Origin of the sequence: Ruegeria sp. HKCCD6604, from assembly GCF_013110635.1 — a bacterium.
Taxonomy (GTDB): Bacteria; Pseudomonadota; Alphaproteobacteria; order Rhodobacterales; family Rhodobacteraceae; genus Ruegeria.
On record NZ_WVQW01000012.1, the window covers coordinates 19,743 to 44,222 of the forward strand.

General features: G+C 60.3%; 21 protein-coding genes. 6 read left to right on the forward strand and 15 right to left on the reverse strand.

Features of this window, described 5'->3' with window-relative positions:
- Positions 1 to 19: 19 nt before the first annotated feature.
- The gene (locus GS614_RS19845) at positions 20 to 1,036 is read left to right on the forward strand and encodes a ParB N-terminal domain-containing protein (RefSeq protein ID WP_171727141.1); all 1,017 of its coding nucleotides are present in this window, start codon (positions 20 to 22) and stop codon (positions 1,034 to 1,036) included.
- Between the two features lie 40 nt (positions 1,037 to 1,076).
- Here GS614_RS19845 and GS614_RS19850 read toward each other — a convergent pair whose 3' ends face one another.
- The 9 genes from GS614_RS19850 to GS614_RS19890 form a co-directional block, all read right to left on the reverse strand.
- On the reverse strand, positions 1,077 to 3,002 hold the full coding sequence (locus GS614_RS19850; protein WP_171727142.1) for a hypothetical protein: 1,926 nt from the start codon (positions 3,000 to 3,002) through the stop codon (positions 1,077 to 1,079).
- A 70-nt stretch (positions 3,003 to 3,072) separates the two neighbouring features.
- Entirely contained in the window at positions 3,073 to 3,861 is a 789-nt protein-coding gene (locus GS614_RS19855) for a glycosyltransferase family 2 protein (protein ID WP_253285467.1), read from the reverse strand.
- Between the two features lie 17 nt (positions 3,862 to 3,878).
- Positions 3,879 to 4,691: a sugar phosphate isomerase/epimerase gene (locus tag GS614_RS19860; RefSeq protein ID WP_171727144.1), complete on the reverse strand. Its 813-nt coding sequence runs from the start codon at positions 4,689 to 4,691 to the stop codon at positions 3,879 to 3,881.
- A complete protein-coding gene (locus GS614_RS19865; protein WP_171727145.1) occupies positions 4,688 to 5,632 on the reverse strand; it encodes an NAD(P)-dependent oxidoreductase in 945 nt (314 codons plus the stop codon). Before GS614_RS19865 ends, GS614_RS19860 begins: the two co-directional genes overlap by 4 nt.
- 39 nt (positions 5,633 to 5,671) lie before the next feature.
- On the reverse strand, positions 5,672 to 6,094 hold the full coding sequence (locus GS614_RS19870) for a GtrA family protein (RefSeq protein ID WP_171727146.1): 423 nt from the start codon (positions 6,092 to 6,094) through the stop codon (positions 5,672 to 5,674).
- The gene (locus GS614_RS19875) at positions 6,094 to 7,263 is read right to left on the reverse strand and encodes an FAD-dependent oxidoreductase (RefSeq protein ID WP_171727147.1); all 1,170 of its coding nucleotides are present in this window, start codon (positions 7,261 to 7,263) and stop codon (positions 6,094 to 6,096) included. The genes GS614_RS19870 and GS614_RS19875 overlap by 1 nt, the downstream gene beginning before the upstream one ends.
- Before the next feature lie 18 nt (positions 7,264 to 7,281).
- Entirely contained in the window at positions 7,282 to 8,301 is a 1,020-nt protein-coding gene (locus tag GS614_RS19880; RefSeq protein ID WP_171233805.1) for a hypothetical protein, read from the reverse strand.
- Between the two features lie 120 nt (positions 8,302 to 8,421).
- Complete coding sequence (locus GS614_RS19885; RefSeq protein WP_171364597.1) at positions 8,422 to 9,792, reverse strand: nucleotide sugar dehydrogenase; 1,371 nt, start codon at positions 9,790 to 9,792, stop codon at positions 8,422 to 8,424.
- Between the two features lie 163 nt (positions 9,793 to 9,955).
- On the reverse strand, positions 9,956 to 11,047 hold the full coding sequence (locus tag GS614_RS19890) for an NAD(P)-dependent oxidoreductase (protein WP_171727148.1): 1,092 nt from the start codon (positions 11,045 to 11,047) through the stop codon (positions 9,956 to 9,958).
- Between the two features lie 171 nt (positions 11,048 to 11,218).
- Here GS614_RS19890 and GS614_RS19895 point away from each other — a divergent pair, with 171 nt between their 5' ends.
- The 3 genes from GS614_RS19895 to GS614_RS22520 are packed head-to-tail and all read left to right on the forward strand — an operon-like array spanning position 11,219 to position 14,521.
- Positions 11,219 to 12,190: an NAD(P)-dependent oxidoreductase gene (locus GS614_RS19895; RefSeq protein WP_171727149.1), complete on the forward strand. Its 972-nt coding sequence runs from the start codon at positions 11,219 to 11,221 to the stop codon at positions 12,188 to 12,190.
- A 13-nt stretch (positions 12,191 to 12,203) separates the two neighbouring features.
- On the forward strand, positions 12,204 to 12,983 hold the full coding sequence (locus GS614_RS19900; protein ID WP_171120556.1) for a methyltransferase domain-containing protein: 780 nt from the start codon (positions 12,204 to 12,206) through the stop codon (positions 12,981 to 12,983).
- On the forward strand, positions 12,980 to 14,521 hold the full coding sequence (locus GS614_RS22520; protein ID WP_171727150.1) for an FAD-dependent oxidoreductase: 1,542 nt from the start codon (positions 12,980 to 12,982) through the stop codon (positions 14,519 to 14,521). Before GS614_RS19900 ends, GS614_RS22520 begins: the two co-directional genes overlap by 4 nt.
- Positions 14,522 to 14,524: 3 nt before the next feature.
- Here GS614_RS22520 and GS614_RS19910 read toward each other — a convergent pair whose 3' ends face one another.
- From GS614_RS19910 to GS614_RS19925, 4 genes are read right to left on the reverse strand one after another with little or no spacing between them, the layout of a single operon-like run.
- Positions 14,525 to 15,274 (reverse strand): polysaccharide deacetylase family protein, encoded by a 750-nt coding sequence (locus GS614_RS19910; protein WP_171727151.1) that lies wholly within the window; start codon positions 15,272 to 15,274, stop codon positions 14,525 to 14,527.
- A 3-nt stretch (positions 15,275 to 15,277) separates the two neighbouring features.
- Complete coding sequence (locus GS614_RS19915; RefSeq protein ID WP_171727152.1) at positions 15,278 to 16,717, reverse strand: FAD-dependent oxidoreductase; 1,440 nt, start codon at positions 16,715 to 16,717, stop codon at positions 15,278 to 15,280.
- Entirely contained in the window at positions 16,714 to 17,676 is a 963-nt protein-coding gene (locus GS614_RS19920) for a lysylphosphatidylglycerol synthase transmembrane domain-containing protein (RefSeq protein WP_171233812.1), read from the reverse strand. Before GS614_RS19920 ends, GS614_RS19915 begins: the two co-directional genes overlap by 4 nt.
- 13 nt (positions 17,677 to 17,689) lie before the next feature.
- Entirely contained in the window at positions 17,690 to 18,616 is a 927-nt protein-coding gene (locus tag GS614_RS19925) for a glycosyltransferase family 2 protein (RefSeq protein WP_171727153.1), read from the reverse strand.
- A gap of 307 nt (positions 18,617 to 18,923) precedes the next feature.
- Here GS614_RS19925 and GS614_RS19930 point away from each other — a divergent pair, with 307 nt between their 5' ends.
- Both GS614_RS19930 and GS614_RS19935 read left to right on the forward strand, forming a co-directional pair.
- Entirely contained in the window at positions 18,924 to 20,360 is a 1,437-nt protein-coding gene (locus tag GS614_RS19930) for a lipopolysaccharide biosynthesis protein (protein ID WP_171727154.1), read from the forward strand.
- A complete protein-coding gene (locus GS614_RS19935) occupies positions 20,361 to 21,629 on the forward strand; it encodes a glycosyltransferase (RefSeq protein ID WP_216601223.1) in 1,269 nt (422 codons plus the stop codon). It abuts the gene before it with no gap.
- Between the two features lie 7 nt (positions 21,630 to 21,636).
- Here the strand turns inward: GS614_RS19935 and GS614_RS19940 are convergent, their stop codons facing one another.
- Positions 21,637 to 22,821: a glycosyltransferase family 4 protein gene (locus GS614_RS19940; protein ID WP_171172383.1), complete on the reverse strand. Its 1,185-nt coding sequence runs from the start codon at positions 22,819 to 22,821 to the stop codon at positions 21,637 to 21,639.
- Positions 22,815 to 24,320, reverse strand: coding sequence for a PepSY domain-containing protein (locus GS614_RS19945; protein WP_171727156.1), 1,506 nt, complete (start codon positions 24,318 to 24,320; stop codon positions 22,815 to 22,817). Before GS614_RS19945 ends, GS614_RS19940 begins: the two co-directional genes overlap by 7 nt.
- Positions 24,321 to 24,480: the final 160 nt, after the last annotated feature.

The window sequence follows — 24,480 nt, forward strand, 5'->3', positions numbered from 1 at the left end:
GCAGGAAAAGGAGAAACCAATGGCAAAACGCAAACGACTGACCCCTGCCCGGCCGGATTATCTGGAAGACGGTCGCCCTGCCCCTGGGCTGAACCCCATGTTTCCCGCAGATACACCCCGCGCCGCGCCGCCGGTCGCGCAGGTGGCCGGGGCCACGGCGGCTCAGGCGGCGCTGGAAGAGCTGTCCGGAGAATTGCGTGCCGCGCGGGCCGAAGGGCGCTTGGTGCAGGATCTGCCGTTGGACGTCATCGAAGAAACCTATCTGGTGCGTGACCGCATGGCGGCAGATGACGCGGACATGGAGGCGCTGAGGGAAAGCCTGAAGACCCGCGGGCAGCAGACCCCGATCGAGGTCGTGGAACTGGAGGGCGGGCGTTACGGGTTGATCTCGGGCTGGCGGCGCCTGACAGCGCTGCGGGCTTTGGCGCAGGAGACGGGTGAGGCCCGCTTTGAAACCGTACGTGCGTTCCTCAGGCAGCCGCAGAGCGCCTCGGATGCTTACGTGGCCATGGTCGAGGAAAACGAGATCCGCGTCGGGCTGAGTTATTACGAGCGTGCCCGGATCGTGGCGCGCGCGGCAGAGCAGGGCGTTTACCCGGATGAGACTGCGGCCCTGCGTGGGCTGTTTGCCTCGGCCAGCCGGGCGAAGCGATCCAAGATCGGCTCGTTCATCGCGATCTATCACGCCCTGGATGACCATCTGCGCTTTGCGTCAGCTATTCCTGAACGGTTGGGGCTGTCGATTGCGAAAGTTCTGAAAGAGGAGGCAAAAGCAGCTTCCTTGATCACCACCGCTCTGCGGAAGGCCGCGCCTCAGAGCGGGGAAGCCGAGATTTCCGCTCTGACCCGTGCAGTGAGCGGCCTGGGGTCGAATGGGGAAAACCCACCTGCTGCAAAGGCCCCCCTGAAAGAGACATTCGGCGGCATTCAGTTGAAACAGAGTCGAAACGGTGCACAGGTCACCCTGTCCGGCGAGGGAATGTCCGAGACATTTCTTGCGGAGCTGAAAGCCTGGCTGCACGCGCGCGGCACATGATGTTTCGCGCGCGAAACAGAGGCCAAAGGATATGGTTGTGCTAATCCGTCGGTTCGTTTCGATACCCGAGCACAACGTAACTGTCGTTGCTGAATATCGGCGTATAATTGTCAGCCAGGTAATTGCCGACCAAACGCCGCCACCGCGTTTGAATTTGCGCGACTTCGGTCGGTACAGCAGGAACATGGGCCGATGACAGAATTTCCCGCAATCGGCCAAACTGCCCTGAACTGATCCAGTCCAGCTCGGGCGTTGCGGATGTGTCTTCGGGTGTGGATCTCAGCCAATCATAAGCTTCGCGTTCGATCACGACGAGCACATCCGGATTTTCTGAAAGTGCCTGACGAAGCAAATTGCCCCGGTCATCCCCGTAGATGAAGTTGTCTGTCAGGTAGCCGAACTTGGAAACACCCACTTTCATGGGCAAAGACCACAGGCGATCATAGGCGAAAACCCTGGCGCCCCTTTGTGGCGGCTCTGCAAGGAAGGTGGCAAGTTCGACGATATCCTCAGACGGGTTTCTGCGTTCGTTCAGAATATTTGGTCTTTCGCTGTCGATATGATGTGCGGTCTGGGTGGCCTGATCCGAAAGCATGGCCTTGTAATTCGCAAGCAATCCTTCGCGGAAGACGTATCGGACGATTGTGAACTGCCCGAAGGAATAGGTCAGGGCCAGTATCAGTGTCAGCATGATGCCCAGTACGCGAACACGCCGAGTAATCGGCATGACAGACGTGCGCAGTGGTAAAATGAGGCTGAAAGCTATGGGCAGGGCGCAGGGAACAAGGTGCCATTGATCTGCCCGGCTGAGGCCGCTTTTGAGCAAAAGCGCGGCATAGGCCAACGCGCCGATGGCCAATAGATCGCCGGGGCCTGGCATTTCGGTCCACTTGCGGCTCAGGGCGGTTCCGACAAGCCAGATTGCAATAAGTATCAGGGCAAATACGGCAAGGCTTGAAGCTGTCCAGTAGAAGCGAAATGCGGCCTCGCCGGAATCAAACTGGGCCGTCAGGTAACGGATGACGGAAAAGTAATCCATCATGGCCGGTCCCAGCAGCAGCCACAGGCATCCCAGCCAGACGATACAGGATACAGCCCCTGTAAGCAGCAACGCGAGGATGGCGCGCTTGTCCCGCAATTTGATGAACAGCGACGCATAGATCGCCAGAATGCCAATTGCCGTCGCGGCTCCGAATTCCTGCGAATAGCTGAGCAGAAGCCCGACCGCCACACCGTGGAGCACGCTTAGCCCGAAATGCAAAGGGCGTTGGGCGACGCTGATCAGGATCAGAACGCCCATAAGTTTGCGCAGACCATTCTGGTTTGGTCCGAGCATCGTATTGAAATACAGGCTGGACAGCAGCAGGAACGCGCCAACCCGAGCCCAGAATGATGAAATATACGTCTGAATGGGAATGAGCAGAGCCAGCATCACCAGCAGTTCGAGCATCATCACATAGGTGTAGAAGGACGTCAGTGAGAAGGATGTCAGCTGGGTCCACCAGTAGGCCGGATAAAGCATCAAAGGCCCGTAGAGGAACTCGAAATCCAGATATGGAACATCTCCGCCCAGCATCCTGTGTATGGCTGTCAAATGGATGGACTCTTCGAAATACGATCCTTTGGGTGCCAGCGCAGGGGGGAAGTACAGGAACACAACGGCAAGAATTGTGATCATTGGAAGCAGGCAGGACAGGGCCAAACCCGGCTTGTTTACAGATCGCGGAGGGGCGATGGGGGACTGGTCTGTGTTGCGGGACAACACCCAGACACCCGTCAGGGTAAACAGAATCCACAGCAGGCTCGTGAGATGTGCAATCCGATTGTTGTACCCTTCAGCCTGTGCCGCGCTGATCACGCCGGGTGCGTGCCCGAACTGTTCGGGCAGCCATAGCATCAGTGGCAGCAGCAGAAGAAATGAGAGGGTCGCAAGAATTATGCCGGGCCAGTACTGGTGGGTGTTCATCTTTTCCTTGCCTTCGCCTTGTACCGGAAATCGGTGGTGTCGTTGAATTTCGCAATGCCGGTTTGAATGTCTAAACCTTGGGGTGATAGCGTCCTGTCACGGCCCCGATCAATTCGCCGAACAGGTCGAATTTTCCACGAAACCCATTGATTTTAGTTGGTATTTTTCCACTGTCTGGATAGGCCCGGGTCACTCCGACTTCGGTGACGTCATACCCGAGCTGCGAGGCCCGTACGGACAGGTAAAACAGCAGATTGTAGTTCATGAAGACGTCCCGAAACGGGCGCACACCCGGGTCTGTCAGAAAGGCGCGGGAATAACCGCGGAACCCGTTGGTGGTGTCGGTGAACCAGTGCCGCGCCGCAAGGCTGATCAAAGGCGCGTGGATCAGGCGACCTGCGATCCACCGTGACAGGGGGGTGTTGATCGCGCTGCCTCCGGGCGCATAGCGCGACCCCTGCACATAGCCATATCCGGCCTGAAGCTTTTCGAGGATGGATTGGATTCCTTCGACGCCATCCTTGCCATTGCCGTCCATGGTAATGATCGCGTCATACCCTTGTTCAAGCGCCCAGGCATAGGCCATTCGCAATTGCGCGCTCAGCCTGCCGGGGCCGGTCTTGGTCAGGCAGGCCCGGACCCTTCTGTATTCCAGTTGCTGCGCATCCGTAGACCCGTCGTCGGATCCGCCATCGGCAATGATGATGTCCACCGGCGGTTGCAGGTCGGCGATGGCGTCCAATTGACCCAGCAGTCGTGTGCCTTCGTTGATGACCGGGATCACCAGAGCCGTGGAAAACACACGGGGTTTGAAAACGGTGCATTGATATGCGGGAACCTGTCGGTCTGGTTCATCCATGGACATGTGGCCCCCTCTCATCGCGGCCCGAAACACGAGGTCAGAGATTCCGAAAGCGCGGGAATCCCGCCACGCATTTCAACCGAAATCCACTTGCGCCAGCCCGTCGCGTCCAACGCGCCCGCTGCATGTCTGACAACCGGCACCTGCGTTGACAGAGGAGCCAGCTCTGGGGTGCTGAGATGAACGTGGTTTGAAACACTCAGAGCGGCAGGAAGCCAGGTCTCGAATGTTTCGATCTCATGCGTCATGATGGCGGCCCCCAGATCCAGGTTCATGCGAATTGCCGGGTGATCAAGTGATTTGACAACATCCAGCGTATCCGAGATGCGGGTCATGAAATTCGTGCCGTATTGCTCCGGGTTGGGTTCCAGCGCGATGACAACACCTGCCGCTGCCGCGGCATCCCCCATCCTGAAGAAACTGTCGCGCCAGATTGCCTCGGCCTGCGCTTTTGTCATGTCATCCGGGATCACCCTGTTTTTCGGGGACCCGAATACAAGGTTTTCGCACCCCAGACGGGCTGCAAGCCTGATCGCGCCCTTCATGGTGTCCTGCAAGGTTTCCTGTTCCAGAGGCGAGCCAAAAAGCCGGGCGTTATCGGCACCAAACAAAAGTGACTGCATCGAAGAGGGGCGCAGCCCGAATTCCGCAAGCTGCAAGAGGACCTGTTCGCACTCCTGCGCCGTTGCATCCAGCGGCGCGGCCAGATCGGGAAACAGCAACCCCGGTGCGAATTCAAGGCCGCTGACCGCATGGTCACGCAGCAGCGCATAAGCGTCCAGCCTCTGATCTGGGGACCAGGCGATATTTGAAACAGACAGCTTCATTGGTTGATCCCGGTAAATTCCCGGATACCGGACAGAATGTCATCCCGTCCAAGCAGATAGCCATCCTGACGTCCCCAGAGCTGTGAGAACCGGCTGCGCATATCCTGAGTGATCTGCGGTGCTTCACGGTGGTTGAAGGGGGCTCCCGTCAGGCTTTGATAAATATCGCCGGCGCGCAGAGGACGGGTTGCAAGGTTGAGGAAGGACAAACCGCTTTCACGGGCTGTCATGATGTCGCGCCACAGTCTGGACAGGTCGTAGAACTGGAACATGCTGTCGGCGTGCGTGAAGGCAAGCGCCGTGATCCCGGCGGTTTCGCAGATTTCACGCAGATGTTCGCCGGTGCCCGAAGCTGCTATTTCAGCCCGGTTGCAGCGCCACATCCGGGCGGTCTCATCCCAGCTGAAGCCCTGTTCGACAATGTGCCGTTCGGCAGCCTCTGTTGCCGTGTACAAGGCGTCATATTTTTCAGGCTTCAAGAAAGACGGCACCGGGTTCATGCAATCGAACAGGAAGTTCTTTTTCAGATCGTGCCCGAACAAAGCCGGCAAGCGCAGTATGGAATGGCGTGGAAAGCAATCCGCAATCAGGGTCTCGAACTCCCGGCGATGGCGTCCATAAGCAAGTTCGGTTTCAAAATCGTCGCTGTCTTCGGTCACGCCGCCGGATGGGTCGCGGTAGACTGCGATTGTCGAGATCAGGGCGACATGATCTGCCCGTACATGACGCAGCCTTTCGAACAATCCCAGAATATTGGCCCGGTCCGCATCGGGGTTCTGATTGGCCAGCCACATTGTAGCGGGGACGGCCGAAACCACAAGCATGTCACAGTCATGTTCAGCCACCTGGTCAATGTTGGACGAGTTGAAAAGGCCCGAGAATTTGTGCTGACGAACCAGGTTCCCGCCGACAAACCCTGTATATCCGACGAGACAATCCATTTTTTAATCCTTTGAAACTCTTTGACACACAGATCAGGCTTACAACTCTTCCGGTGGTAACCCTTGCGTATTCCGTTTGAAAACAATGCGGGAGTTTATAACAAAATTCACCGTAAGTGACACGCTGGCCCCCGCCAACAGGATCAGAGTGTCGCGTAGCCAGCTGGCTGTAAAAGCAGCGTCAACAAAGGGCTCAATTGCCACGATTGTTGCGATTCTGGCACCGCCGGCACAGGCCGCGCTCAGCAGAACCCCGGCCAGGCGCCGCATCGAAACGGCACTGTTGTCAGAGCGGAACAGCCAGAATTCAAACAGCAGATAGTTGCATGCACCAACAGCCAGAAAGCTCAGCGTCGCCGATAGCCACAGCGGGACCCCGGCAACCCGATGCAGGAAAAGGGCCATCACAATGTCGACGACCAGACCGATCCCGCTGATTGCTGTGAACCTCAGAAAGCGCATCAGGTCTCGGTCACCAGATGTGGTGACAACGCGGCCCAGTCCGGGCGTCTGGCCTGGAGAAACTCGAACAGGTCGAAAATATTGTCGATTTTCCCTCCGAGTATTGAAAACAAGCCCGGCATCTGCTCGTGCTCATCCATCAGGATAGGCCGTCCATCGTCAAACTCGTTGCGCAACAGCACCGTCTTTACGTCAAACAGTGACTGCTGCCATTCGATGCCAGCCAGGCAGGGCATATAGCGCGCCGCATCATTGACCATGTGACGCCAGCGGCTGTGATGCTGCAACTGTTCGAACTGTTCATATGCGGAGGGACCCGCAGGTGTATCGATCCACGACGCCTGAGGCGTATAGCGGACATGCGACAGAGAATAGGCCCCTTCAGCCGGGAAGGGCATGACCGAAAAGAAAGGCCCGTCCATTACGGTGACGGCAAGGTGGTTCAGCTCGGCAGGGGGGGTGACCAGCGCAATCTCGACCATTTCATGTTTCAGAGGGTACAGATCAAGACCGCTGTTTCTCAGCAATGTATTGATCTGGGCATAGCCGACATTGAAAACCGTTTTAGCGCCAACCGTGGCACCGTTCGAAAGGTCGACTTCGAGATGCCCGCTTTTGGTCTTCCGAACCCGATGTGCTTCGGTTTCGAACCAGACAGGTACGTCATGCTTGGCCATTCTTGCCCGCAGGTGCTGCCGCAGCCTGGTCCAGTCAAACGCATATTCCTGACAGGTGAATACCGCCTCGATTTCGGTTGTGTCGAACAAGGCGCTTTGCGACGGGCTGGCGCGCTGAATGGGGGCACCCATCAGCTTGTACATCGCCTCGAACCGGTTGGCCTGCACATGCGATTTGCGCCGGGCGATGGCGTAGAGCATTTCGAAATCGTCCTGAATGCAACTTCGGAAGGCGTCTGTGAATATCGGAAAGTTCTTCAGGGACCGCTGCGCTGTGACAAAGTTTCTGGGATAATGCAGGCCAGAGTGAACCCGCGCCTGATTGACCGCCGAGGCACGTGTCATCAGTTCGGCGTCGCGTTCGATCACCAATATCCGGTCGGTCATACTGCGAAACAGCAGGCTGAGCGCACAGCCAAAGAACCCGCCGCCTATGATGACGACGTCGAAATCCGCAGCACCTGCCGGTTCAGGGGGGGCTGAATGGGTCATCACGGTTGATCGGGGGCGTCAATCCGGAGCCATGGTCTCGACATTGACCCTCCGGAAATTCTTGAAGAAATCGGTGTTGTTCAATTCCCGGATGACCTCGTCGCCCGTATTGTCCTGCAATCTGTTGAGAATCTGATAGAGCGCTGTCGCAATGGCACCGAACAAAAGGCCCGCCAGCGCGGTGGAGCCGCTGATCGCGATGCTGGTCGTGAACCAGCCGGGTTGCAGCGTGGCGCCAAAGACGAACAGGCAGATCGCGTAGAAGAAAAACAGAACTGAACAGAATGAAACAAAAAAGCTCAGCATCGCCAGAAAACGCAGAATACTGGGGGGCGAGTTGGACAGGATTTCCATCGCCATCCCGAACTTGAGGTAGATTGAGCGTCTGTTGCGGAAATCCTGACCCGGATCGACGTCCAGCGTCGTGACATCTTCGGAATGCCCGCCGCTGCGTGGCATGAAACGCAAGGCAATTTCCCGATCGGATCTTGAGGCGATCCACCCGATATGAGAGCGATGAAACGCCGCTGACCGCAGAATCTGAGGATCAACGTCATAGCCGGAAATCAGGCTCAGCAAACCGGCCGCAGCGCGGGCCGGAAGACCAGCCCGGTTTGGGTTCCGCAACCTGACCGAGGCACCGGTGCTGGTCATGGTGTCGTAGATTTTCCGAAGATCGATAAGGGGGTGTTCATCCGGGGAAACAATGATTGCAAAGTCGCCGATTGTTTCCATTGCGGCAATAACAGCGGCGCGGTACTCGCCGGTTCCTTCACGCAGGATCAGGCTGCGCAAATTGCGCAGATGGAACAGACGGTCAAAAACGTCCCGGTTACGATCGTAATCCGTTGTTCCGACAAGCAGCAGGATTTCAAAGAACTCGGTTGTGTTTTCCAGAAACTGCAACGCTTCAAGCGTTGTCTTCTCGATATCCGCGATATCGCCCTTTGCCAGAATGGCAATACTGATCAGGTATTCACCGCGCAATTGTGCAGAGGCCGACTTCACATGAGATGAGGCAGCTGATGAAACCTGCAATTATCGCTCCTGAACCCGCATGGTGTTATCCTGGAAAGTGTCCTGATGCAGAGAATATCTGTCAACACATATCGATATTCGGGCAGGAGCCGACGGGGTGCGCCATCGCCGGCAAGACGGTTACATCTTGACCAGCCGTCCGTCTGCCACCCTGATCCCCTGCTTTTCAAAGACGTTGCGCGTGTCGAAGACCAGCGCGGCCTCGCGCGCGACCAGACCATAATCCGGGGCGCTGTGATCGGTGATTACGGCCACCGCCGCATAGCGTTTCAGGTTGTCCGCCGTCAGCGGCTGGGATGTCCGGCCCGCAAGCTGCGGATATTCGCCACCTTCGGGCAGGCGGGGGAAATACGGATCGTGATAGTCAACCTCGGCCCCCAGCTTTTCCAGCTCGTCCAGCAGCACCAGCGCCGGGCTGCGGCGGGTGTCCTCGACATCGCGTTTATAGGCGATGCCCATCAACAGAATGCGCTGTCCGGTCAGGGGTTGCCCGGTTTCCGCCAGTGCAGACCCGTTGCGCGCGGCCAGTTCCGCCGCCATCCGTGCCGCCAGCATCGAAGGGACCGCGTCATTGCTGGAGCGGGCCAGATTGATCAGCGGCGTATCAGATCCTGCATCCGCGGCGCGCCAGGCCAGATAGGCCGGAGACACCGGGATGCAGGCCCCACCAATTCCAGGACCGGGATAGAAGGGCATGAAGCCAAACGGCTTGGTCGCCGCAGCCTCGATCACTTCCCAGACATCCACGTCCATTGCTTCAAGCGCGGTCTTCAATTCGTTGACCAGCGCGATATTGACGGTGCGAAAGCTGTTTTCGACCAGCTTCACCGCTTCGGCGGTGGCGGCCGAGCTGACCGGCACGGCGCTGGTGACGATGGCGCGATAGAAATCCTCGACCAGTTGCCGCGATTGCGGATCGTCGGCACCGACCACTTTCGGGATGCTGTGCGTGTCGAACTTGTCATTGCCGGGGTCTTCGCGCTCGGGCGAGAAGGCCAGGAAGAAATCGGAACCTGCCCGCAGACCGCCCGCTTCGAGGATCGGCTGAACCAGCGTGGTCGTGGCTCCGGGCCAGACGCTGCTTTCCAGCACCACCATCTGACCGGGGCGCAGATGCTGTGCGATGGTCTGCGCGGCGGCGGCGACAAAACGCATGTCGGGATCTTGTGCGTCGGTCAGCGGGGTCGGCACACAGATCAGGATGATATCGGCCTCGGCCAGTGCTGCGGCGTCCTGCGTTGCGCGAAAGCGCCCACTCTCCACCGCGTGTGCGATCCGATCCGGTGCCAGATACGAGATGACCTGACCCCCCTGATTGATCCGCGCCACCCGGTCGGGGTTGAGATCAACGCCGGTGGTATCAAACCCTTCATCATAAGCCGTCAGCGCCAGCGGCAGGCCGACATAGCCCAGCCCGACCACGGCAACCCGCGCATCGCGCGCCGCGATAAGCTGCTTGAGGGACTGATGGTGCGAGGTTTCGTAGTTCATAATCTATCCTGATCGTACAAAGTCACACTGAATTAAAATTAGCTTAGCAGATTGGAAACCTTCTCTCTTCATCGGATAGGACAGATCGGGAACGAAGCCAACTAATTTGTCGTTCCCGGCAAAGACCCGGAATGGGTGTTTCCAAAAACAAGGCAGTCTTGAATCAGCGTGCCGATTGTTTTCGCATATGCTCGATCCATTCGTCGAAGGAAACACGAGGCACATACCCGATCTGATCCTGTGCATATCGGGTTGAAACCTCTGGCTGACCGGCAAAAAGCCTGCGTCCCGCCATGTCAGGCATCACGGGCCGGGGTTTTGCCAGCCGGGCCTGAACGGACCGTGCCCAGTTTGCGGCGGCCTCGACCCGGCGGCGCCCGACAAGGCGGCGCAGATGCGCGCTGAGCTGCCCCGCCAGAGAGGGGCCTGAGGGCGCATTGCCATTGGGCGACGGCGGCGGGGTCGGGTTCGCAGCCGGATCAATCCGAACCTCTCCGCATCCGGCAAGGTGGGCATAGCCTTCGAAAAACGTCTTCCATCCCAACATGTCCGGCCCGCTGATCAGGTATCGCTCGACCCCGGTCCGGGGTGATGAGGCCGCGCGCAGGGCGGCCTGCACCACGTCATCGACATGCACGGCCGGGCATTGTCCGGGCGGGTCGGGCAGGATGATGCCGCCCCTGCGCATCATCGCCAATGGCCCGTTGGTCCAAAGCGCACTGCCGGGCCCATAGACGATGGTCGGCTGCAAGATGGCGGCGTCGCATTTCCCCTGCAACAGTCTCTGTTCCATTGCGATTTTGGCACCGCGATAGCTTTGCACATCTTCCGGCGTGATCGGGTTGCGTTCGGTGATCGGCCCGTTGGGCCAGCTGTCATAGACCACGGCGGAACTCAGATGCACGATACGGTTGCAAGACCCGTCTTCGGCGGCTTTGGCAAGCGCGTCGAAGGCTGCAAGGTTGTCCGCGCCGGAGGCCCGGAAATCGTAAGCCAGATGAAACAGAGCCGCCGCACCGTCCAGCGCCTGCGTCAGAGCCGGGCCGGGGTGCAGCGGGCAAACCAGTGCCTTTGCTCCGGCCTGTTCCAACGCGGCAGCCCCGTGGCGCGTGCGCAGCAAGGCGGTCACGTCACATCCCAGTTTCAGCAGCGCATCGATCAGGCGCCGGCCGATAAAGCCGGTGGCGCCGGTCACGACCACGCGCTGGCTTGCAAGCCCGTCGCCGGGGCGGGGGTCCACGTGTTTTTCGGTCATGTCCGCAGGTTCAACATTCTTAATGCGTTGTGCAACAATTCAGCCCTTCTTCCAAAACTGTGCAGGCCCGGCCTGTCAGCGCACCATAGCGGTATCTACCATTTGGTGGCCACCGATCCCTATGCTAAGCCTGTGGCATTAGAGTGGATTCTGTTGGTACGAGGGTTATTCATGCAAATATTGATCACGGGCGGGGCCGGTTTTATCGGATCACATCTGGCCGAGCGTCTGATTGGCAATGGGCATGAGGTGACGGTGCTGGATGACCTGTCCACCGGATCGCTGCAAAACCTGTCTTCCGTTCAGGGTCATTCCGCCTTTCGTTTTGTCGAAGGCAGCGTTCTGGATGCCACATTGGTCGAGGAACTGGTCGGGGCTGCTGACGCGGTGTTTCACATGGCCGCCGCGGTCGGGGTCAAGCTGATCATGGATCAGCCCAGCCAGTCGATTGCAACCAATGTGGACGGCACGCAGAACGTGTTGCGCGCGGCCCTGCGCAACAAGCCGCTGGTCTTCATCGCCTCCAGTTCCGAGGTTTACGGCAAGGCCTCGAAATTCCCGTTCAACGAAGATGACGACCTGACGATCGGCGCAACCAGCGTGCTGCGCTGGTCCTATGCCTGCGCCAAAACGCTGGATGAGTTCATGGCACTGGCCTATGCGCGCGAGGTGGATCTGCCGGTGGTCGTGCTGCGCTTTTTCAACACGACTGGCCCGCGCCAGACCGGGCGCTATGGCATGGTGGTGCCGAACTTCATCGAAGCGGCCCTGGCCGGTCAGCCGATTCAGGTTCATGGCACCGGCGAGCAATCGCGCTGTTTCAGCCATGTGGCCGATGTGATCGAGGCGCTTGTGCGTCTGCTCGATGTCCCCGAAGCCCGGGGGCAGGTCTTCAATATCGGTGGTGAACAGGAAGTGACGATCCGGGGGCTGGCCGAAAAGGTGATTGCCGCAACGGGCTCAACCTCGGAAATCCGGCTGGTGCCTTACGAAGAGGTCTATCCCGAAGGGTTCGAAGACATGGCCCGCCGTCTGCCGGATGTGTCCAAGCTGCGGCGCTATACCGGGTTCAGCCCGGCGCGCACGCTGGATGATATCATCGCCGATATCATGGCCGAGAAACGCGCCAAAGCCTACGCATGAAGGGCTGATCACGATGACACCGGGACAAAGAGTTGAAAAGCTGGTGCGCGACACCGCAACCGTGCTGCTGCCCGAAAGGCTGCGGAAATGGATCCGCAAACAGCAGCGGCTGCACAATCTGCAATCGACCCCCGTGGGGTCGGTGGATTTCGGCGGGCTGCGGCGGCTGTCGCCGATCAGTGCCGTGTTCGGCCAGGACCGCGATCTGCTGACCATCGAGCGCTATTACATGGAAGAGTTCCTGCAAAACCACAGCGACGACATCCGTGGCCGGGTTCTGGAATTCGGCGATCCGGCCTATACGAAGAAATTCGGCGGTGACCGGGTCACGCAGGCGGATGTGCTGAGCTATGTCGAGGGCAATCCACAAGCGACCATCGTGGCGGATATCACCGATGCGCCGCATATTCCCGACAACAGTTTCGACTGCATCATCATCACCCAAACCCTTCAGATGATCTTTGAGGTCGACAAGGCGATTGCTACGCTGGAACGCATTCTGAAACCCGGTGGTGTGGTGCTGTGCACCTCGCATGGGATGACCCGTGTGGCGCGGCGCGAAGGCGTGGATGACTGGGGCGAATACTGGCATTTCACCAGCCAGTCCAAGCGCCGCCTGTTCCGGGCGGTCTTCCCGGCAGAGAATGTCGAGGTGTCGACCGTTGGCAATGTCTTTACCTGCATCTGCAACCTGCACGGCCTTGGGGCCAGTGAAATTGCGCCCGAAGAACTGTCCACCCATGATCCCAACTATGAAATGCTGGTTCTGGTCCGGGCAGTAAAGGCGCAGTGAGCGATCTTGTCATAGGGTCCGGGCCTGCCGGGGTTTCCGTCGCCCGGGCCTTACTGGCGCGGGGGCGAAACGTCACGATGCTGGATGCCGGGGTGGAACCGGGGCCCGGGGTCACGGACCGGGTGCAGCAGATGTCCCGAACCCGCGCCGAAGACTGGAGCGCCGAGGCGCGTACAGCCTGGATGGAGCCTCAGTTTCAGGCTCCGGAAGGCGAGGTGTGGCGCTATGGAACAGGTTATGCGCTGGCCTCATCTGCGCGCACACTGGCGGAAGGGGCGGATTGGTTTGCTTTGCGCGCGTCGCGGGCGGCGGGCGGGCTGTCCAATGTCTGGGGCGCTGCGGTCTTGCCGTATCGGCAGGCGGATATCGACGACTGGCCCATAACGACCGACGATCTTGCCCCACATTACAGGGCGGTGGCGGACATAATGCCCGTGTCCGGGCAAAAGGACGGGCTGCAAAACCTCTTTCCCGCCTGCGATATGACAGGCCGAACACCCGTTCCACCAACCGCACAGGCCGAGATGCTGCTGGCCCGTTCCAGGCAGAAGGCGAAGGCATTGCAGGGGGCTGGGATGCATGTCGGTCTGGCGCGGCAGGCGGTTGGGCCGGGCTGTCAGACCTGCGGGCTGTGTCTGCACGGGTGCCCGTGGTCGCTGATCTGGTCGGCGCGGCAGGCGCGTACGACATTGCAGGCAGAGCCAGGCTTTGCCTACCGCGCGGATCACGTGGTGCGGCAGGTCCGCGAGGAAGGCGACGAGGTTGCCGTCACTTTGGCAGATGGCAGCGATGTCCGCGGAAACCGGGTGTTTCTGGCCGCCGGGGTGCTGGAAAGCGCGCGTATCCTGTTGGCGTCACCCGGCTTGCGGGGCATGGAGCTGGTGTTGAAAGACAGCCAGCAGGCCTTTCTGCCGATGCTGCACCGCTGGCGGGCGTCAAGGCGGCCCGATGTTTTGCCCTATCAGACGCTGCCGCAGCTTTTTGCCGAACTGGATGACCCGACCGTGTCGCGGCAACTGGTTCACGCGCAGATCTATACCTGGAATGAATACTATGCCCGCGATCTGAAACAGAACTATGGAAACCGGATACCCGGCAGCGGGCCGCTGCTTGAGGCGCTGGCCCGACGTCTGATCGTGGCGCAGGTTTTCCTGCATTCCGATCATTCGCATGAAATAGCCTTGCGTCTGGCAGAGGATGGGCGGCTACGCCCGGAACTGAACGAAAATCCCGCAACCGCCGAGACAATGCGGGCAGCGCTTGCGCGCTATGGCCGGACCTTGCGGGGGCTTGGTCTGACCAGCCTGTCTTTTGCAGCGCGGTTCGGGGCGCCGGGGGCCAGTTTTCATGTCGGAGGTGATCTGCCGATGTCGGATGACCCGGGCCCGGGTGAAAGCGATGTGCTGGGGCGCCCGTATGGTGCGACGCGCATTCACGTCGTTGATGCCTCTGTCCTGCCGACCATCCCGGCGACGACAATTACATTCAGTGTGATGGCGAATGCCCACCGGATCGGAACGCTTGCACCCGAAGCCTGACATTCAGTTGATGGGCAGCACCCTGCTCAGCCCGCTTCGCACGCCGCGCATCAGTTTGCGGGCCGTCAAATAGGGGCCGCCCCGCCCGGCCAGATGCGCCTGCCAGCGGGCGATGTCGGTGAAATAGAACATCTCGAGCCGCGGCAGGTCGTGGATGTCATCCCCTGGCCCGGCTACGCCCAGACGGGTGCCGACCGAGGTATCGTAGTGCCGGGCGATCTGTGCGCGTACATTCGGGTTCGACGCGCCATAGGGCGGGGCGAAATGCCGGACGGGTTGACCAAGCCGGGCGGCAATATCTGGACCGGATCCGGTGACTTCTTCCTCCAAGGTCTCTGCATCCAGCGTCGACAGATCGGGATGGCTGACACTATGTGCGCCAAAGCTGACCCCTTCCGCTGCCAGCGCCTTGACCATGTCCCAATCCATCAGCGGGCGGGGCGGGATATTGCCCCCGGCCCAGCTGTCGGTGCCACCCATCAGGCCCGAGGGCAGATAGACGATCGGGCAGAAGCCATGTTCGCGCAGGATCGGCCAGGCGGTATCGGCGAAATCTTCAAACCCGTCATCGAAGCTGATGATGACCACACGGGGGGCAGGCGGGTTGGCCAGCGCGTCCGGCGTCACCACCGGCAGGCCGGACGCCGCCAGCGCCCGCATCTGTGCCGCAAAGATGTTGGGCGCGATCGAGGTTGGTCCCGGCGCGTCCGAGATCGAATGATACATCAGGATATCGGCCTGCCAGGCGGGCATGGGTCAGTCTTCCACCACATGGGTGGCAAAGACCTCACGATAGCTGTTCCATTTCGCGCGGTCGACATTGCCCTTGTCGTCGATGCAATCCGCCGCGCCATAGGCCATGGCAAATGCGTGGTGCGTATTGTCGTGGGCGAACAGGCCCTGCCGTCCAAATACGAGCAATCCGTCCATATCCGAGAGCCACTGATCAACCGTATCGAACCGCTCTTCATAGCCCACATCGTAGACCGGATAGGCATGGCTCAGCCGCCGGGTTTCGCAGCGGCGCACCGGCACGGTGACGGGCAGGCCCAACTGACCCAGCCATTTGGTGAATTCCTGCCCCAGTTCCTCGTCGGACATGGACCACCATTTTTCATCCGGGTCGCAGGGCAACTCGGCGCACAGAACGGTGACGCCCTTCGGCGCGCCACTGGCGTTATAGTTCTTGGGCTCCGACATGCGGCTGATCGGGATCGACAGTTCCGGGAAGTAATGGGCATCGAATTCGGTGAACTGGTCGGTCTCCAGCACCAGATACAGCAGGATCATGCCGCGGAAGCGGATGGCGCGGGCGGCCTCGACCACCTCTGCCGGAGGGTCGCCGATCAGGCGCGTCAGCCCGGTCAGCGGGATGGTCGACAGGATCAGATCGCCGGTCAGGTGCCGCTCGCCCTCTTCGTCGCGGATCGTCAACCCGGTGATGCGATTGCCGTCCCGTTCGATGGCGGTGATTTCGGTGTTGAACAGGAAGGTGGCGCCATTGGCCTCGGCACTGTTGCGCATCGCGTCCGAGATCTGCCCGAACCCCTTGCGCGGATAAAAGAACCGCCCCGCGGTTTCGCTGCGCAGCCCCGGCAGCAGGCGCAGCATCTTCATCAGGATCTTGCCGACCGATCCGCTGCCCACCCGACGTTCGGCCAGTTTCACCGCCAGCTTGTCCGGATCCAGCCCCCACAGCTTGCGCACGTATGGGAAATAGAAATTGTCCGAAATCGTCGGGCCCAGCCCGTCATACAGCACGGTCGAGAACGTCTCGGGGCCTTCGCTTTTCTTGCGGAAGGGTTTCAGCACCATGTCGCCGATCAGCGACGCGGCAAAGGGTTTGGGCAGGCGCATCAGCGCGTCGGTCAGTTTCAGCGGAAAGTGAATCCATTTGCCGCCCAGCCGGATGCGCCCGTGGCGCGGGCGCAGCAGCAGATCGTCGCCCAGCAGGGATTTCACATCGGCCAGAACCTCGGGCTCTGCCGCCGGATGAAACCTGTGCGAGCCGTAATCACAGATCACGCCCTCAATCGGGAATGAGGCCGAATTGCCCCCGGCACTGGGCGCGCGTTCGATCACGGTCACTTTCGCCTGCCCGGTCAGGGCATGGGCTGCGGCCAGACCGGCCGGCCCGGCGCCCAGAATGATGACTTCAGGCGTGTCGCCGCCATTGGGTCGGGAAACATCCGTCACTTGCACTCTTCCTTTTGGGAATTTGCCGGGGCGCTGAACCGCATTCCGGACATGGTCAGAACCAGCGCGCCAAACCCGCCCGCTGTAAACAACACAACCTGCCAGACCAGCCCGGCGGCCACGACAGCCGGGGCGCTGGCGCCGAAGGGGGCCAGGAAACCGGCCAATGTGGCCTCGCGCAGGCCCAGCCCGTTCAAAGACACGGGCAGCACGGCGATGATCTTGGCCAGCGGCCAGGCGAAGATCCATGGCCCGGCGGCCACATCGACACCCGCCGCCAGCGCCAGCCACCAGGCCAGCAGGACCAGCAGCAACTGGATCAGCACAGATGCGATGAAAGCGACTGCCAGCGTGCCGGGTTTGCGGCCCATCCCGGCCAGTGCATCGGCCAGACGATGGGCAAACCCCTTGCCGGGCAGGGACGGGACATAGCGCCAGGGCAGGGGCAGCAGGCGCGGCAAGGCGACCATACCCGCCAGCGCGGCCAGCAGGATCAGCGCCACTGGCCAGATCATATGCCCGCCCGCCGCACTTTCCCATGTCAGGACCAGGCCCAGACAGGACAGGGTCAGCAGCGCCACCATGTCGATCAGCCGATCAACGGTTGCGCCCGCAACAACCTGCGCGCCGTCTTTCATCGCCGCCTGCGCCAGACCGGCCCGCACCGTATCGCCGCCAATAGCTCCGGGCAGGCACAGGTTGGCAGCCAGCCCGGCAAAATGCGCCCGGATGGCCAGCAGGGGCGAAAGCCCCCGGTTCAGCAGCAGCCACCATTTCAGGGCCGCGCCAACATGGGCCAACAGGAACAGAACGAACACGGACAGGAAAACCCAGATCGGGATCGCCCTCAGCGCTGTTACAATTGCATCGGCCGGCAGAATCCAGAACAGGATTGCCAGCACCAGAGCCGACCCGGCCACCCGGATCAGCCAGCGCCGTTGATTTGGATCGGAAAGCATACCGCCGCTCATGTCACGGTCTGAGATGCAGCCGCGAGATCATGTCGGCGATCAGCCCCAGCGACCAGATCATGATCGCGGCCAGGAACGAGAACACCGCCGTTTCGCTGAGGTTCCAGTAGAACATATCGATAATGAACTTCACCGTGCCCAGCGTGAAAAACGCCAGCCCCAGCGGAATGAACACCCGCAGCGGATTGAACAGCGTGCTGATGCGCAGGATCAGGATGATGAAGTTTAGAAAGTCGATCGGCCGGATTTTCGATTTGCCCACCCGCTTGCCGTATTCAATCGGCGTATAGATCATCCGCTTGCCGTTCGAGGTCATGCACAGCGTGATCGTGGTGGTGAACGAGAAATTCTGTGGCAAGAGCGGCAGGAACGGGATCAGCTCGGATTTGCGAAACACCCGCAGGCCGGAATTCAGATCGTTGATCTTGCGCTCGGCCAGGAACGAGGCAAAGGCGAACAGGAATTTCTTGGCCGGACGGCGCAGCAGCGGCACGTTCTTCATCGCCGCGCCCCGGTCGCCCACGACCATGTCCTGATCGCGGCACATGGCCAGCATTCCGGGCAGGTAGCGCGCGGGATAGGTGCTGTCGGCATCCAGAATGGCCACATATTCATGCTGCGCCATCCGCACCCCGCGCTTGAGGCTGGCGCCATAGCCGGAATTGACATCGTTGAAGGTGACGGTGGCACCGCTGGCCTCGGCCTCGGCGCGGGTGTTGTCCTGGCTGGCATCGTCCACCACGATGATCTCGTAGGGAATGCCCAGCGGTTCGAGATGGGTGCGCACGTCCTCGACCGTGTGGCGGACGGCGTTTTCCTCGTTATAGGCGGGGATGACCACGCTCAGGCTCATGCCGGCGGTTTCCAATGCGATCAGCTCTTCGGGTGTGGTGCTGTTCGTCTCCATCGGCTCTGCGACTTTGTTCATGAAAATGAAAACCTTTTATTCACTCAATAATCCCTGCCCCAGCCCCCGCTGCAAGAATTGCGTGGCGCCTGGAACATGACGGGCATAATTCCCTGTATTGCGTATAGTATTCGAACACGTACAGACTGAACATAGACAATAAATTTGACCAAATTCGACCGTTAAGGCGTCAAGTTTGCAATTGCGCATACTGTGCGCAACAGGTGTGAGTGTTTGAGCCATGTGTCCATCGGCACTTGGCGGGGTTCGGGCAACAGGAAGGAAACGGGTGTCAGGGCGGCAGAGTTTCAGCAGCGGAGTTGCCTGGATGTCGGCCGGTATCTGGGTCGAGCAGGTGTTCAATTTCATCATTTTTGCCATTCTTGCCCGTATTTTAGGGGTCGAGGCCTTTGGTCTTCTGGCGATGGTTGCAGCCTTTGTGCTGTTTTCCGAATTCCTGGTCCGTGAAACGATTTCCGACATTCTGCTGACCCATGAGGCGCTGTCACCAGAGCGGTTGAACTCGGTTTTCTGGCTGTTGGCGCTGCTGGGGGGCGTGTTGACGGTTGTGCTGTATCTGGGGGCGGGGCCGGTCTCATATTTCTACAATGAGCCGGTTGCGCGTGAATTGTTGATCGGATTGTCCCCAACGGTGCTGATGATTTCCCTGACGGCGGTGCCGGTTGCGATCCTGCGCCGGGAAATGCGGTTCCGTGTTCTGGCCATCCGTGCAGCGCTCGGCGCGGCGGTCGGAGGGGTCGTGGGCATTGGCATGGCGCTGGCGGGATACGGGGTCTGGAGCCTGGTCGGCCAGCGGCTGGCGATGACGGCCACCAATATCGTGATGGCCTGGGGGGCGGTCTCCTGGCGCCCGGCATTCCATGCGTCACGGGATCACATGCGCAGGGTCTTGCATTTCAGTCACCGGATTCTGGGCCTGCGCGCGGCCGAACTGGCTGCGGTGCAATCGCCTGCGGTGATCATCGGCGCGATGCTGGGGCCGGTTCCGGCGGGGTATTACGCAATCGCCTGGCGCGTGATCGAGACCGCCTCGTTCCTGATTATCACACCGCTGCGCACCGTGGCGCAGCCTGCCTTTGGTGCGGCGGCGCGCGATGGTGGTCCGGCGACGGATTTGCTGATCGACGTCATGCGCCTGACCGGGTTTCTGGCCTTTCCGGCCTTTGCCGGGCTGGCGGTTCTGTCGGAACCGGCGCTGGTGCTGCTGTTCGGTCAGAAATGGGCTCCGGCGGCTCCGGTCCTGAGCCTGATGTCGGTGTTTGGCATGTATCTGTGTGCCGAAAAGGTGCAGCAGACCTTTTGTCTGGCGGCCGGTCAGCCCGGTCGTCTGGCGGTTCTGTCCTGGGTCGAGGTGGCGCTGGCGGCGGGGGTGATTGTGGTGCTGGCCCCGTATGGGTTGCCGGTCGTCACAGCCGGTTTTGTGGCTGTCTTTCTGCTGGTCTGGCCGCTCAAATTTGCCAATCTGGGGTATATTGCCGGGCTGTCCGGCCCGGCTTTGATGCGGCAGCATCTTGCGCCGCTTCTGCTGTCAGGGGGGATGGTGGCGGCAGTGCAGGGGGTCATGTGGCAACTGGGCGGCCTGTCCCCGGCTTTGCTTTTACTTGCCGGTACGGTGACGGGTGTTCTGGCCTATGGTTTGCTGGCTTTTCTGCTCCAGCGGGACAGGCTGCGCCTGCTGGTTTCGATGCTTGGGCCGCAAGGCGGGCACCTGCCTGCGGCTGACACTCAAGGAATTGAGAGATAGATGAAATCGTTACGCATTTTGATGTTCACCACATTTTATCCCCCCTATTCCTTTGGCGGTGACGCCATCGGCATTCAGCGCATGGCGCGGGCGCTTGTGGCGCGCGGGCATGACGTGACGGTGGTGCATGACGAAGACAGCTATCTGATCCTGGGCGGCAAGCCCCAGCCCGAGGGCGACCCCGACGGGGTGCGGCGGATCGGCCTGCGCAGCCGCAACGGCATGATGTCGAACCTGCTGACCCAGCAACTGGGCCGCCCGGTTGTGCACACCGCCCGCATTCGCGAGATACTGGCCGAGCGGAAGCCGGATATCATCTGGCACAACAACACATCCCTGATCGGCGGGCCGGGCCTGTTGCCGATGGGCGAGGGGTTGAAAGTCTATGAAGCGCATGAGCACTGGCTGGTCTGCCCGACCCATGTGCTGTGGCGACATGGGCGCGAGCTGTGCGATGACCGCCAGTGCCTGCGCTGCGTGTTGCAGCACAAGCGTCCGCCGCAGCTCTGGCGCTATACCGGTGCGCTGGACCGGGCGCTGGATCACATGGATCTGATCATTGCCAAAAGCGAATTCAGCTGCGCCAAACATCGTGAATTCGGCCTGCGGCAGGACATGCAGGTGCTGCCCTATTTCCTGCCCGACCTGGATCAGAGCGCCTTGCCGGAACCGGCGGCGCATGACCGCCCCTATTTCCTGTTTGTCGGGCGGTTGGAAAAGATCAAGGGGTTGCAGGATGTGTTCCCGGCCTTTGACCGCTATCCCGACGCGGATCTGCTGATCCTGGGTGATGGTGACTATGCGGATGAGTTGAAGGCACAGGCCGCAGGCAATGACCGGATCAAATTCCTGGGCCGCAAGACGCCGGACGAGTTGAACGCTTACTATCGTGGCGCACTGGGGCTGATCGTGCCCTCGGTCTGTTATGAAACCTTCGGCATCATCCTGATCGAAAGCTTCCGGCTGAGCACGCCGGTGATCGCCCGGCGGCTGGGTCCGTTCCCCGAGATCGTCGAGCGGGCAGGGGGCGGGGAACTGTTCGAAACCGAAGATGATCTGATCGCAGCCATGCGCCGTTTTCAGAACGGAGGTGCCGCGCGGGATCAGATGGCCGCAGCGGCGCGGCACGGGTTTGAGACGCTCTGGCGTGAAGATCAGGTATTGGGCCGGTTCGGCGCGGCTTTTGCGCAGGCCGCGCATCGTGCAGGGCGGGCCGATCTAGCCCATGCCTTGGAAGCTGGTGCTTTCGAGAACGGCGCGGCGGACTGACCGGGGGTTATCCCCGCCCGGCCAGTTGCCGATACAGCTTTTCAAACCCGCTATGCACATGGGCTGGCGAGAACCTGTCTTCTGCACCGCGCGCCGTGGCATTGGCGCTTAGCCGGTCATATTCGGCGCGGTCGGTGCAAAGATCGCGCAGCGCCTGAGACAGGGCATCAAGATCATCGACCGCACACAGGCGCCCGACATCGCCATCCACCAATTCACGCACACCGCCGCAATCGGTGGCGATCACCGGCAGCCCGGCGCGGAACGCCTCGACAATTGAAATCGGCAGGGCCTCCCACCGGGAGGTCAGCATATAAAGATCAGAGGCCGCAAGATAGGTGGCGACATCCGAGATCACTCCGGGGAAACGGATGATGTCTGAAACCCCGGCCTGTTCGGCCCAGGCTTCGACCTGGCCGCGCAGCACGCCTTCGCCCCCGACGACGATCCGCAGACCAGGCAGGTCTTGCCGCACACGCCGGGCCACTTCGATCATCGCGTCGAGGCCCTTCTGGTGATCCAGACGGGACAAGGACAGAACCAGATGTGTGCCATCTTCGCCCAACAGTTCACGCCGCAGGGCATCCGCAGCTGCCGGATCGGCGGGCGGGTTGGGACGTACCCCCAAAAGCATCACCCGCGCCTTGTCGGGGTCGACCTGGCGTTCCAGCAGGGATTGCATGACGGTTTCGCTGGGGCAGATCGCCAGATCGGCTTGCTGCCGACAGGCGCGGGCCACCGCGTTGAGACGGTCGGGCGACGAGCCGTGATAGGTCATCACAATGGGAATTCCCATTCCCAGACTGGCCAGACGAGCCGTCAGAAGCGGGGCGGTCTCATGCGCATGGATGATATCGACCTTATGGTCTTTGAGTGCCCGCCGCAGGGTCAGGGCCGAACGTGCCAGCCAGTACATTCTGAGGGCCGGGTTGAGTTTGCCATTCGCACTGTGGTCGCTGACCCGGTCAAGTTGCAAGGGTACAAAGACACTGCCATCCGCGGTCTCGCCAAGTTCGCCGGGGGCGCCAGCCTTGATCACCTTGTGCCCATGCGCCATCAGGGACCCGCCCAGATCGGTAATGTGGCGCTGAATGCCGCCTCCGAATGTGAAAAACGAGCACATTTGCAGGATGCTGAGCCGTTCCTGAAAAGCCTTCTCATTCGTCAGAGGAAGTGTTGTTTCGTTTACCATATCGGTTGCCCCAGTCGGAATGTGACGGTTTTTTCAGCGCCATCGGGTTTTGTCAGGCGTGCTGTGATCTGGTTGGCCGTGTCATTGGGGGTGATGCGAAAAGATGCCTGCGCCTTTTCACCGTTCCGTACCAGTTCGACGGGCTGTTCTGCCCCCCCATCTATTGCTATGGACGCCGCGGTGATGCCGGGTTCCCCAATCAGCATTTCGACATCAAGCGGGGTATCGCGGCGCAGAGGTGCGGGCAGGATCAGATAGGCCACCGCAGCAGGTGCGTCGGTCGGGAAGACCCCAGCTCTCGGGTAGCTGCCCGGCCCAAAGCGCTGATATGCGGTCAGCAGGATGCCCAGAACGATCAACAGATAGATCCAGCGGGACAACCCCAATCCTCGCCAGATGCGCCGGAGCGGGCCGTATTGTGTAGCCTCAGGAGCCAGCCGGGCCGCAAAGATCAAGGTGCCCGTCAGGGCAACGCCGGTGGCCACGAAGCCTGACAGAACCCAGAGACCCAGTGAGAAAGCGCCACCCCAGGTGCCGTAATGCAGCGTGTTCATCAGTGTTTTCCAACGGGCGAAGCCACCGGCGTCATTCGGTGTGAAGGCGCCCAGAATCTCGAATGTCACCGGATCAACCGAAACGCTGCCCCATCCGATCATTTCGGCAAAACCGGTCAGAGGGCCGGCAAATTCAATGGCGCCGGATGGGTCGCCCGGCAGCACCATGACAAGCGGCTCCAGGCCGGGCATGGCGGCAAGGGCGCTTGCCTCGGCTTGTTCTATGGTGCCCGAGCTGAAACCCGCAGGCAGGGCGGTGTCACGGGCGGCAGCGGGTTGAGGTTTCGGTGTCGTCCCTTCGATCCCCAGGCCGCCAAGCATGAAATAGAAGCTGGTGATTGCAATCAGGATCAGAAGCGGCGCTGCCCAGAGGGCCGTCAGGCGGTGCGTGGCCCCGGACCAGGATCTGAATCCTCCCGAACGTTTCGGCCAGCGAAAAAACCCTTTCCAGAAACGCCGATAGGTAATCAGCCCGCTGACGATCTGATACAGAAGCAGAACGGATGTTGCCGAGATCAGGATGAAGATGGGGCGTTTGGTGGTCAGAAACGTATCATGCAGATCGCGCAGGATGTCGCGAAACCCGCCATCTCTCGTTTCGTAAACGACTGCTCCGGTCGCCGGGTCAGTCCAGAAGCTGATGTTTTCGCCCCAGCCGGTTCGTCCGAAAGTGCGATCTGCGAACCACGGGGCAGGGTATTTCTCGATGACGAACACAGCGCTTTCGGGATGGGCGGTTTTAATGCCGTCATGGATTTCCGCAAAACTGGCCGCCCGATCTTCTTTGGTAATGGTGGTCCAGATTTCCGGCCGGGCAATGGATTCAACTTCGATGCCGATGACAAGCACCGTCCCCGTCAGGAACATGAAGGTAAAGAAGATGGACAGGTGTAATCCCAGCCAGGTGTGCAGGGAAAATAGCCGGTTTCGAAAGGTTCGGTTCATCTGGAACGCTGACAACTGATAAATTTACCGGCACACTAAATGAAACTGATGTTCAAGAAACAAGGGGTCGGAGAAAACTGACTGTTGTGAATGCGTGAATCCGGCAAAAGATGTGGCGGTGCGCGCACGTTATTGCAAAATATTCCTGTACTTTGGGCGA

Coding starts and splice junctions, on each gene's coding strand:
- GS614_RS19845 (WP_171727141.1), top strand. CDS start 20: ATGGCAAAACGCAAACGACTGACCCCTGCCCGGCCGGATTATCTGGAA.
- GS614_RS19850 (WP_171727142.1), bottom strand. CDS start 3,002: ATGAACACCCACCAGTACTGGCCCGGCATAATTCTTGCGACCCTCTCA.
- GS614_RS19855 (WP_253285467.1), bottom strand. CDS start 3,861: ATGGATGAACCAGACCGACAGGTTCCCGCATATCAATGCACCGTTTTC.
- GS614_RS19860 (WP_171727144.1), bottom strand. CDS start 4,691: ATGAAGCTGTCTGTTTCAAATATCGCCTGGTCCCCAGATCAGAGGCTG.
- GS614_RS19865 (WP_171727145.1), bottom strand. CDS start 5,632: ATGGATTGTCTCGTCGGATATACAGGGTTTGTCGGCGGGAACCTGGTT.
- GS614_RS19870 (WP_171727146.1), bottom strand. CDS start 6,094: ATGCGCTTTCTGAGGTTCACAGCAATCAGCGGGATCGGTCTGGTCGTC.
- GS614_RS19875 (WP_171727147.1), bottom strand. CDS start 7,263: ATGACCCATTCAGCCCCCCCTGAACCGGCAGGTGCTGCGGATTTCGAC.
- GS614_RS19885 (WP_171364597.1), bottom strand. CDS start 9,792: ATGAACTACGAAACCTCGCACCATCAGTCCCTCAAGCAGCTTATCGCG.
- GS614_RS19890 (WP_171727148.1), bottom strand. CDS start 11,047: ATGACCGAAAAACACGTGGACCCCCGCCCCGGCGACGGGCTTGCAAGC.
- GS614_RS19895 (WP_171727149.1), top strand. CDS start 11,219: ATGCAAATATTGATCACGGGCGGGGCCGGTTTTATCGGATCACATCTG.
- GS614_RS19900 (WP_171120556.1), top strand. CDS start 12,204: ATGACACCGGGACAAAGAGTTGAAAAGCTGGTGCGCGACACCGCAACC.
- GS614_RS19910 (WP_171727151.1), bottom strand. CDS start 15,274: ATGCCCGCCTGGCAGGCCGATATCCTGATGTATCATTCGATCTCGGAC.
- GS614_RS19920 (WP_171233812.1), bottom strand. CDS start 17,676: ATGCTTTCCGATCCAAATCAACGGCGCTGGCTGATCCGGGTGGCCGGG.
- GS614_RS19925 (WP_171727153.1), bottom strand. CDS start 18,616: ATGAACAAAGTCGCAGAGCCGATGGAGACGAACAGCACCACACCCGAA.
- GS614_RS19930 (WP_171727154.1), top strand. CDS start 18,924: ATGTCGGCCGGTATCTGGGTCGAGCAGGTGTTCAATTTCATCATTTTT.
- GS614_RS19935 (WP_216601223.1), top strand. CDS start 20,361: ATGAAATCGTTACGCATTTTGATGTTCACCACATTTTATCCCCCCTAT.
- GS614_RS19940 (WP_171172383.1), bottom strand. CDS start 22,821: ATGGTAAACGAAACAACACTTCCTCTGACGAATGAGAAGGCTTTTCAG.
- GS614_RS19945 (WP_171727156.1), bottom strand. CDS start 24,320: ATGAACCGAACCTTTCGAAACCGGCTATTTTCCCTGCACACCTGGCTG.